The sequence below is a fragment of the Anaerophaga thermohalophila DSM 12881 genome, from assembly GCF_000191885.1.
GTDB classification, from domain to species: Bacteria; Bacteroidota; Bacteroidia; order Bacteroidales; family Marinilabiliaceae; genus Anaerophaga; species Anaerophaga thermohalophila.
Genome location: NZ_AEWI01000063.1, coordinates 1 through 9,811 on the forward strand (window position 1 = coordinate 1; position 9,811 = coordinate 9,811).

Annotated in this window: 4 protein-coding genes; 1 reads left to right on the plus strand and 3 read right to left on the minus strand. The window is 39.1% G+C overall.

All coding sequences use genetic code 11. The features are described 5' to 3' along the window. Nucleotides 1-201 precede the first annotated feature (201 nt). Entirely contained in the window at nt 202-615 is a 414-nt protein-coding gene (gene arfB / locus ATH1_RS0114600) for an alternative ribosome rescue aminoacyl-tRNA hydrolase ArfB (RefSeq protein WP_010423236.1), read from the minus strand. A gap of 780 nt (nt 616-1,395) precedes the next feature. Here arfB and ATH1_RS0114605 point away from each other — a divergent pair. Continuing rightward, entirely contained in the window at nt 1,396-4,572 is a 3,177-nt protein-coding gene (locus ATH1_RS0114605; protein WP_010423238.1) for a sensor histidine kinase, read from the plus strand. Between the two features lie 106 nt (nt 4,573-4,678). Here the strand turns inward: ATH1_RS0114605 and ATH1_RS0114610 are convergent, their stop codons facing one another. Both ATH1_RS0114610 and ATH1_RS0114615 read right to left on the minus strand, forming a co-directional pair. Further along, entirely contained in the window at nt 4,679-9,277 is a 4,599-nt protein-coding gene (locus ATH1_RS0114610; RefSeq protein WP_010423240.1) for a hypothetical protein, read from the minus strand. Between the two features lie 37 nt (nt 9,278-9,314). Next, the gene (locus ATH1_RS0114615; protein WP_010422651.1) at nt 9,315-9,647 is read right to left on the minus strand and encodes a 50S ribosomal protein L11 methyltransferase; all 333 of its coding nucleotides are present in this window, start codon (nt 9,645-9,647) and stop codon (nt 9,315-9,317) included. Between the last annotated feature and the right edge of the window lie 164 nt (nt 9,648-9,811).

A 9,811-nucleotide genomic window follows, 5' to 3' on the forward strand; every position in this document is an offset into this window, starting at 1 on the left:
AGAAGAAAGCCGTTCCGGAACACCGGAGCGGCTTTTTTTATGGAGCGGCCGGACTTCAATTCGCCGAAAGGAGTGGCGAATTCTTCGTAAAGCAAACCTGCTGTTCGTCTCTGTTGTTTTGCTCCGCAAAGAAAGTCCATTCCGACCCGTCAAATTTTTGTCCCGGCAAAATTTTGCATTAAGTATGAGCAAAATGCAGCTCTAAATATCCCACCGTCTTCTGTTTTTCTTTTCAGAATGTTTTCTTTTCGTTTCAAGTCTCTTTTCTTTGACTGTTTTTGAGGGTTTGGTTGGTATTCTTTTTTTTACCGTCCGCAGACCCCATCTTATGAGAGAATAGAAACGTTTGACAGCTTCTTCTTTGTTTTTTAACTGCGACCGGTGATTGTCGGCTGTGATAACCAGTTCATTTTTTGATGTGAGTTTTCCCGAAAGTCTTGACGTAAGCAGTTCTTTTTCTCTGTTTGACAGGATTGAAGATTCCGGGATTGAAAAGCGCAATTCTACCTTTGTATTAACTTTGTTCACATTTTGCCCGCCTGCACCTCCACTTCTTGATGCTGAAAAACGTAACTCTGATGAAAAATCCCTTTTGTAAACATTGTTGTATGGCATAGTTCTTTTAATAAATTGAAATGAGCATGGCAAAGATTGCCTTAATAGATTAATAGATTATTAGATTTTAGATTTTAGATGAAACGAGCATGACAAGGTTTGTCATAAAAGAACATGTATAATTAACCTCTAATCATCTAAGAAACCAAAAACAGGTAACAGATTCTTCGTCGTTACCTCCTCAGAATGACATTAGACAGTCTGTCATTCTGAGCGGAACGAAGAATCTAAAAAAAAAAAAGCAAACATATTAAAATGTGATTTTTATTGATGCCAATAAATAATCTGTGTTCATCTGTGTCATCTGTGGTGAATTCTCAACCTTAACCTCAACCTCAGCCTCAACTTTAGCTGTTTGTCATTCTGAGCGGAGCGAAGAATCTAAAATCAATTAAAGAATAATAAGTTGCACCATTTCAATAACTTAGACTTATTTTATACTGATGAAACAAGCATGGCAAAGTTTTCCACAAAAGAACATGTATAAAACTCTTACATGCGAGTTCCATCAGATCAATAACTTAGACTAATTTTATACTGATGAAATTGTGTTGTTTATTTTTCTATTATATCAAGATTGAAAATATAACAAAAATGTATACTTTAGATAATCTTAAAATGTTTGTTTGGTCAAAAAAGAGTCTTTAATGCTCTATTTTATAAAATATATTGATGTTGTTTTTGTTTTAATGGGAGTTTTAGTTATCTCTTTTTTGTTTTTTTAAGAGAAGAAAGAGACAGAGAGGAGATGCGACTTCTTTTTATGAAAATGAAGACGAATTGTTTTACGGCTGGGTTCGTCAATGGGGGTCTTTTCTTTTTGTTTTGCTGATAATTTTTGTTGGTTGGCTGGTGACCAATGATGTTTTTCGTTCACAGGAAACTGCCATGAAGCAGTCTCTGATAGACTTATCAATAAATCTGACCAATTCATTTCATCCGGAACAGATAGAACATTTATCATTTACGGAAAAAGATGAATCATCTGTTTATTATTCGCGGATTAGCGATCAGTTAAAAAGTTATTCAAGACTTACGGGCATAGAGGATATCTATACGCTCAGGAAAAGAGATGGCAGGTTTTATTTCGGACCGACGAGTAAAGGCCCGGAAGATGATTCCTATATTGTACCGGGGAATGAGTATTCTGGCCGAAAAGAAATACTGAATAAGGTCTTAACGGACAGAAGTATGCAGTTTGTTGGCCCGGATAATAAGGAGTTCGGAAGAAATGTAAGCTGTTATGTTCCCCTCTTCAATCTTGAAAAGAATGATGTGTTGATGATTGTCGGTATAAGTGTTCCTGCTGACGAATGGAATTGGCACCTTCATCGTGTAAAATTATTGCCTCTTGCCCTTACTTTTTCTTTATTAATTATTGTGATTTTGGGTATTCGTTTGTCCCAACAAAAAAAAGTACGAAACAAGGGAATTTTTAGCAAAGAAAACTTTCGATACTGGGAAGGAATCCTTGTTTTTATTGCGGGTTTGATAATTACATTGTATTTGGCCAAAATATCGCAAACGGAAAGCGTAAGATATCAGCAGGCAGTCTTTTCCCATTCGGCTTACTCAAGAGGAGTAACTATTGCCCGCACAATGGATATGATTCGTCATTCATTGTCCGGAATGGCTAAGTTATTTTCAGTCAGTGAAAAGGTGACTCGGGATGAATATGCGGATTATGTTCGTCAGATAGTCAATTATTCCTTTGTGAATAGTGCCGGTTGGGTTCGTCAAATTCCAAATGATGGCTTCTCGGTCGAATATAAGGTACCTTATTCTGCAGAAATTATGAATTATGGGCCTGCAGCTCTGGAAGAAGATACACTCAGACTTACTCCGGTTCTTGAAACACTTTATACCGGACTTATATCTGCAACAAACGCTTATAGAATTAATGAACACCAATATGTGGAGTTGTTTTTGCGGACGCAAAATAATAAGCATAGAACGAATGGTTTTGTGTTTCTTTCGCTGGATTTGGATAATCTGGTCGAGAGTATTTCGGAAGAAAATTCGGGCGTCGATAAATATTATCAGATTGCTTTTTATCAGGTAGATAGCGATGACATGCTAAAAAAGGGACAAAATTCTTTTTTCCGGATTTTTTATCAAAGGGAGAATGAATTGTCGTATGAGTTTCTTGATTTCTTTTTTGGCAAGGTATATAAGATAGTTGTAGTTCCCGGTCCCGGCTTTTTTGATGTTTACAGTAATAACGCCTTCTTTTCGGCTTTTATTATCGGTCTGTTGCTGACGTTGGTTGTTTCGGCTTTTTTCATGTTCATGATCAATCGTCGTTACCTGCTTGAAAAACAGATAGAAAGGTACTCGTTTCAGCTAAGGGAAAGTCAGGAGCGATTCATGTCTCTTTTTTCCAACATGTTGGAAGGAGTTGCATTTTATGAAATGTTATACGATGATGCTGGTAATGCTATAAATTACCGGATTCTTGAGGTAAATGAAGCTTTTTTATTTCTGACAGGGATATCCGGGAAAAATGTTGTTGGCACAGATGCGAAAACATTATTCGGGAAGGCTCTTTACATTGAAGATTTCCAGAAGGTAGTGGAAACTAAAAAACCACACATCTTTCAAGCGTATTTTGAACAGTCAGACCGGCATTTTAAAATTTCTGTTGCTCCATGGGGAACGCACGGTTTCGCAACTATTTTTTCCGATATTACAAAACGGGTAAATGCCGAAATGAGACTAAAGAAGAGTGAAGAAAAATACCGGCTGCTCGTTGAAAACCAAAGCGACCTTGTTGTGAAAGTGGATAAAGAAGGGTATTTTTTGTATGTCAGCCCGTCGTATTGTAAACTCTTTGGAAAACCGGAAGAGGAATTGTTAAATAAAAAGTTCCTTCCATTCGTGCATCCCGGGGATAGAGAAAAAATCACTGAGGCTATGAAGAAATTGACACAGCCTCCATATCAGGTAACCGTCGAACAACGTGCCATGACCCGGGATGGGTGGAAATGGATTTCCTGGAACGGTACCGCAATTGTTGATGAAAAAACAGGAGAAATTAATGAAATTATTGGCGTAGGACGGGATGTAACCGAACAAAAACTGGCTGAAACGGCTCTTCAGGAAAGCCGGGAATTATTGGCGCAACAAAATGAAGAGTATGCTTCTCTGAATGAAGAATATCTTTCGATGAATGAAGAGTTATCAAGCATTAATGAGGATCTGAGTGCAGCTATTGAAAAAGCGGAAGAAAGTGAAAAGTTAAAAACGGCATTTCTTCAGAATATGTCGCATGAAATAAGGACGCCGCTGAATGCAATTATTGGTTTTTCGGAAATGCTCGGGATGGATTATCTGACCGAGACAGACCGTAAGGAATTTACCTCGATTATTGTTAACAGCGGACGTCAGTTGCTCGAGCTTGTAAACGATATTTTAACCATTTCGGCCATTGAAACACGTCAGGAAAAGATCAATATTGCTCCGGTCAACCTTAACGAGGTATTATCGGAGTTGTATACCATTTTTAAATCCCGCGTTAAAGAAAAGGGCCTCACGCTTAAAGTGGCAAAGCCAATGCAGGATGACTTTTTTTTGCAAACGGACGAACTGAAATTGCGACAGATATTCATTAATTTGCTTGGTAACGCTTTCAAGTTTACTTCCGAAGGAGAAATTGAGTTTGGTTACGACCTGGAAAATGACGGCAATATCCGGTTTTTTGTCAGAGATACAGGTGTTGGCATACCCAAAGCCAAACAGGAAAAGATATTTGAACGGTTTATTCAGGCCGATAACAATGTTAAAAGCACTTACGGTGGTACAGGTTTAGGACTTGCCATTTGTAAGGGTCATGTGGAAATGATGGGGGGAAAAATATGGCTCGAATCTACTCCCGGTGTTGGTTCTGTATTCTATTTTTCTTTGCCTCAATTTGATGAAACGAGCATGACAAGGTTTGTCACAAAAGGACATGTATAAATCTCAATCATGCGGGTTCCATCAGACTTTAATAAATAAATTTTATACAGATGTAATTTTTAAAAATCGGACGATGTAATCTGAATGCGGATGTTCGGGAAAGGGTTCAGTCTTCCTGTGCTTCTCGTGTTACATTGTTTATTTCGTTTTTATTAGCGTCATTTTCTGTATCCCGTTCATCTGCAGGATTTTCTGTAACAGGTGCTTCTTCCTTTTCATCTATGATGGCATCATTTTCCTCGGGGAGCGGTTCTTCAAAGAATTCCATAAATTTTTTGAGGCGATTATTGTTCCCGATCTGGAACACATAATTATCCTGACCAAGACCTGTCTTCATTTTTCTTTCGTCAATATCCAATGATTGTATTCCTGTGTTAAATGCTTCGGACGAGGATAGAATCAGCATTTTTTCATTACTATAGCTGAAAAAGAACCAGTTATCGTTATCTGCCTGAATGTGTATTTCGAAGGAATTGCCGCCTCTGCTTCTTGATATTAAGGCTTTTACATCGACTTCTTTGGCAATAGCCTGGCCTTTAATCCATCCGAGTGTTGCTTTTCCATCAGCATAATAGGATCGCGATGGCGTGTCCCACTTGAAATGAATGTCGGTAAAACAGAGGGTATGTTTGATATGTTCCGGCAGTATTTCAGTAAGATCGGTCGTTGGCTGCAAAAGGTCAGCTATCTCTTTTGCTTTTTTGCTGTTGGTCCATTCTCGTAATCTTTTTTCCAGTTTTTCTTTATCCGGTTTTGCATCCTTTGCTTTTGAACCCCGGATGATATTGGCCATTGTTTGAATGCTGTTGTTATCCAGCATGAAAGATGCTCCAAATAATGCGTCAAGTTCTATCTCATTAAAGTTTCGGTCATCTTTAATAGTACCTGATGCGTGCAGCTTTACCTGTTCCAGATCGAGTCCGGGATCAAGTTTTCCGGTACCGCTGACAATACAATCTTCACTATGAAAACGCAAAATATTACCGGCAGAATCGGGTCGGGCGAGTTTTTCTTTTTGGGCTATTTCGAAGCTGCTTAATTCTTTGTTGTATCTTAACAGGCCGTGTGCTTCGATGACAGGCAAATTATTAATGCGCTTGCTTTTTTCAAGAAAAGCACTGTAAATATGGGTTGAATCCAGTTGAAGGTAAAAATGATGGCTTAATTCTTCGATGTCGGTGTTTAGCGTTCTTTCCTTAATGGGAATTTGTATATCAAAAGGATTGATTTGAGCTTCGAACCTGACGAAATCCTGTGGCCCTTTCCGCCTGCAGGAGTGTAACAGTTGGGTACCACCGTCAAAGGTTAAGTATTGATCCGTTGCAAGGAAATTAACATCTCCTTTAAAGGCAAAGTGGCGGTCAAAAGTAAAGAGTTTTTCTTCTGAAATTTTTCCTTCTGCAATAGTGTGGTGGTCATCATTTACCGAGATGTTATGAAAGTTAATCGTATAGGTCTTGTTATCTCCGTTTATGAAGTCGTATTCTCCATACCCCTGGTAGGCATATTTCCCGTCAATAGTAACATGTGCATTTTTGAATTTATGTCGTGAATCGTTGATTAGAATAAGCGTGGAATCGAGGGGGTCCATTTCAGCATCTTCATGGATGTTGATAATACCATCGTTTAGAATAATGTTGGCATCGGCAACTTCCAGATTTGATACCTCGCTGGCTTTAATGGTTTTCGATTCCATATCGTATACAGCAAGCGGGGCAATAAAATCGAGAGAGTCCTGCCGGCGGTCTGTCGACACAAAACGGTTGCCTTCTGAACCACTGGCTCCCATATATATGTCATTGTCATCCATATTCCATGAGAATTCAGTGATGTAGGCAATATAGCGGTTATCTGTAAATTCCACTATATTACCAATATCTCTTGATCTGAAACGGCCCTGTCTTTCTTCAAAATCCAGCCGGGCAGCAAGATTATTGGTTTTAAATGAAACGCCTTCCATATCTTCACCACCAATAAGGTTGAAATCAGCACTATCAGCCATCAGGGCATGGTGTGTTAAATCCATCTTGTCGGATATCAGGTTGGCGGTAGGCATATATAATTTTCCTTTGGCTTGCAAACCATTCGGGGTATAAGTTAAATCACCTTCAAGAGAAGTCTCTTGCCGGAAAATGTTAAAATGATCGTCAATTTGTTTGGCAAGGAGCTTATCTTCATCCGGCAGATAATTGATCTGTACATTTTCCCCCTGTACATCCGGATATTCAACTCCGGTGGTTTGAGGCTCAATATTAAAGCTATGTGCTATCCCTTTTGTTTCATCGGGCAAAAAGGTAAATTCTTTTGATTCGGAAGAAGTATTCCGGTAATCGAGCCGACCTTCGCCTTTAAGCCCCTTGTTACTTAAATCGATGTTATGTGTAAAGGTAGCCTTGTTTTGATAGACAGGGTAGCCTTCGGGCGGCGACTGCTTAACAAAACCAAGAGAATAATCATTTCTTACCACAAGCTGGTCTTCAATGACAGGGAATATGTTGCTTTTCAGCTTTCCGCTAAAGACAATGTTTTTACGGTTGAGTTCGTTCAGACTGTCTATTTCAAATGGGTCCAGTTCAAAATAAAAGTTTTCCTTATTATAAGCCCCATTTTGGATATCAGGTCGGTCATAATACACGTACGAATTTTTATTACTGACCAGCACCGGGAAATGCGGGTAATCTATCAAACCCGATTTGTTATTGGCGGTATCAATCTTCAAATATCCGGAAAGTCCGGCAATTGTATTATCAATTGGCCGAAGCATTGGCCGACCATACTCATCCAGTTTGTCACTGCCAATATTCATACGCATAGAGTCTATGGTTGTCATATCGATACGGAAATTGTCATAGGAGAAGAAAAATCCGTCTCCGAAGAGCTCAATCATCCCTGCAAGAATGTGACCGTTAAAACTAAAATTTCGGTTGTACTTAAGGGTTATTTGCTGGTTTCTTGGCCGGAAAACAACATTCTGATGATCGCTGATGGATATGCTTTCAACTCCGTTCAGGGCCAGATCATAATTTCTCAGGTCGAAACGGGCATTTGGCGTGTTTCCTGGTGTTACCGATTTAAAACGAATGACATCGTAGTCCTTTTTACCCATCCTGAACTGAATATAGTCAGTAAGCCTCTCTTGTACCCTTATCGTATCTGTATTCGGATTATAGTCGACAAATCCGTGAAACGATAATTGAAGCACTTGCTGCCGTACCTGGCTCAGGGGCATGTTCAGGAAACGGGCATACTGCTCCGCCGTGAAAGGCTGCTGATTATTATTGTAAAAACAGTTTCGCAGCCCGAATAACGGGTGCACGGCATCCATCCCTTGCAGTTTATTGAAAAAGGATTCACGGTAATATTTCAGCGATTCAAAAAATGAATAATTATTCGCCGATCCTGGAAGCATGCGCAATTCCATATAATTGGAAGAACGGTTCCAGTAAAGCACTTCTGAATCAATACTAACTTTGTGATAAGTATCGAAGAAGGGACTCTTAGAGATGCCTTCCCCGCTCCGAATAAGATATAGTTCTTCACTGGGAACCATGTATTTAAATTCCAGTCCCGGATGATGAATCTGCCCTGTATCGAGATAAATGGTTGTTTCGGTTTTGCGGCTCAATATTTCATCTTCGCGGAGTGAGAAAACAAGCGATTTTGCACTGATAAACAGTTTGTCATTTCTGTAAATACTTATGGTAGCCGGGTTTTCATTGGTTCCTGAACCAAGAAATTTCGCACCTTGCTGTGAAAAACCTCCCTTGTAATGAATGTCCGGATGGATGTTATTGATTTGGAAAAACTGTTCGTATGATGTAAAGCGGGGGTAATTGCTGACTGAAGGTTCAGGGATAAACATTACTTTGTGTTTTAAATCTCCTTTAAGCGGGCTGTTAAAATAATATGTGTTGTAAAAAGTAACATTATTAATGGTAAAGTCGGATGCGTTCATGTCAATAGTGTACTCATCAAAAGTTGCATAAACCTTGTTTTCCGGGAATCCACTTCTTTCCCATGTTATTTTACCCGATTTTCCGTACCACATCCCGGAAAGGATATTTAATTCTCCGCCGGTATTGAAAACCTCGATGCTGTCGTTTCTGGCATGACAGGCCAGTTTTGTCGATTCAATTTCCAGATAAAGGGTATCTTCCGAGAATCTGAATGTATAATTCGGGTTTCTTGAGTACCAATCGGTGCCTGAAGTGCTGAAGATTTTACATTCATCAATTATACCTTTGGTTGTTTTCAGCAGTGCAACAAAGTGGCGCGTATAATACCGTGGTTGATTCAATAATGTAACGGCAGCCTCTTTCCAGACCAGAAAATTCCGGCCGGTCTGGTCGTTTTCAACAAAGGACTGCATCGTGGTGAGAAACAAATGGTAATCGGGGAAAGCTCTTGCCTTTTTTTCGTATAACAGGTCTGATATTTCGATAATTGTTTCTTTGACTTCTTCGGGAGTCGAGGGTGACTGCCAGAATTCTTCAAATTGGTCCAAAAAGTCGTCGGCTCTTTTACGTTCTGATGAAGCTTTGAAAATGGTTTCTATTTTTTCAAAATATCCTGCCTGACCTGCAGGGGAGAAATATTTTTCCTGAGCTCCGGAGGAAAAATTAAGTATTAAAGAAAAGAAAACAAGCAAAACAAAACGGTATTTGTCACGTGGAATTGTCTGGAGGAAGTTGTAAAATTGCTTCATTTTTTAATAACAATAGACCGGACTCACCGATAAACTTTTACTTTTTTCTATACGATACAGCCACCCAATTGTTCTGTTCTTTTGTCAAAAGATGTTTCCACTTCAGCGACCGGGCTATATTATCAATTTTTTCAAAATCCTCTTTGTAGAAACCACTCAAAAGCACATATCCGTTGTTTTTCAGTGCATGGTTGTAGTGGGGCATATCTTCCATCAGAATATTCCTGTTAATATTTGCCAAAATGATGTTATAGGAAGATTTTGTTTTGAGAAGCGAAGCGTCCCCTAATTCGCTCAACCAGGCAATCAGTATCTCACATGCTACAGTATCCACAGGCTGAACGCGGATGGTCGTTTTGATATAACTCATCAGTATAAAATTGGTTTAAGTTGGTTGCCGAATGGAACTTGCATGCAATAAATTATCAAGTCTTTATTTAGTGCCTGTCTATAAAGTCGGGAAAAGTTGTATCAAATCATTTGTGAGTCCAGTCTAAAAAGCATCTTTGTTGCCAAACTCGTTGTTGTTTTGAA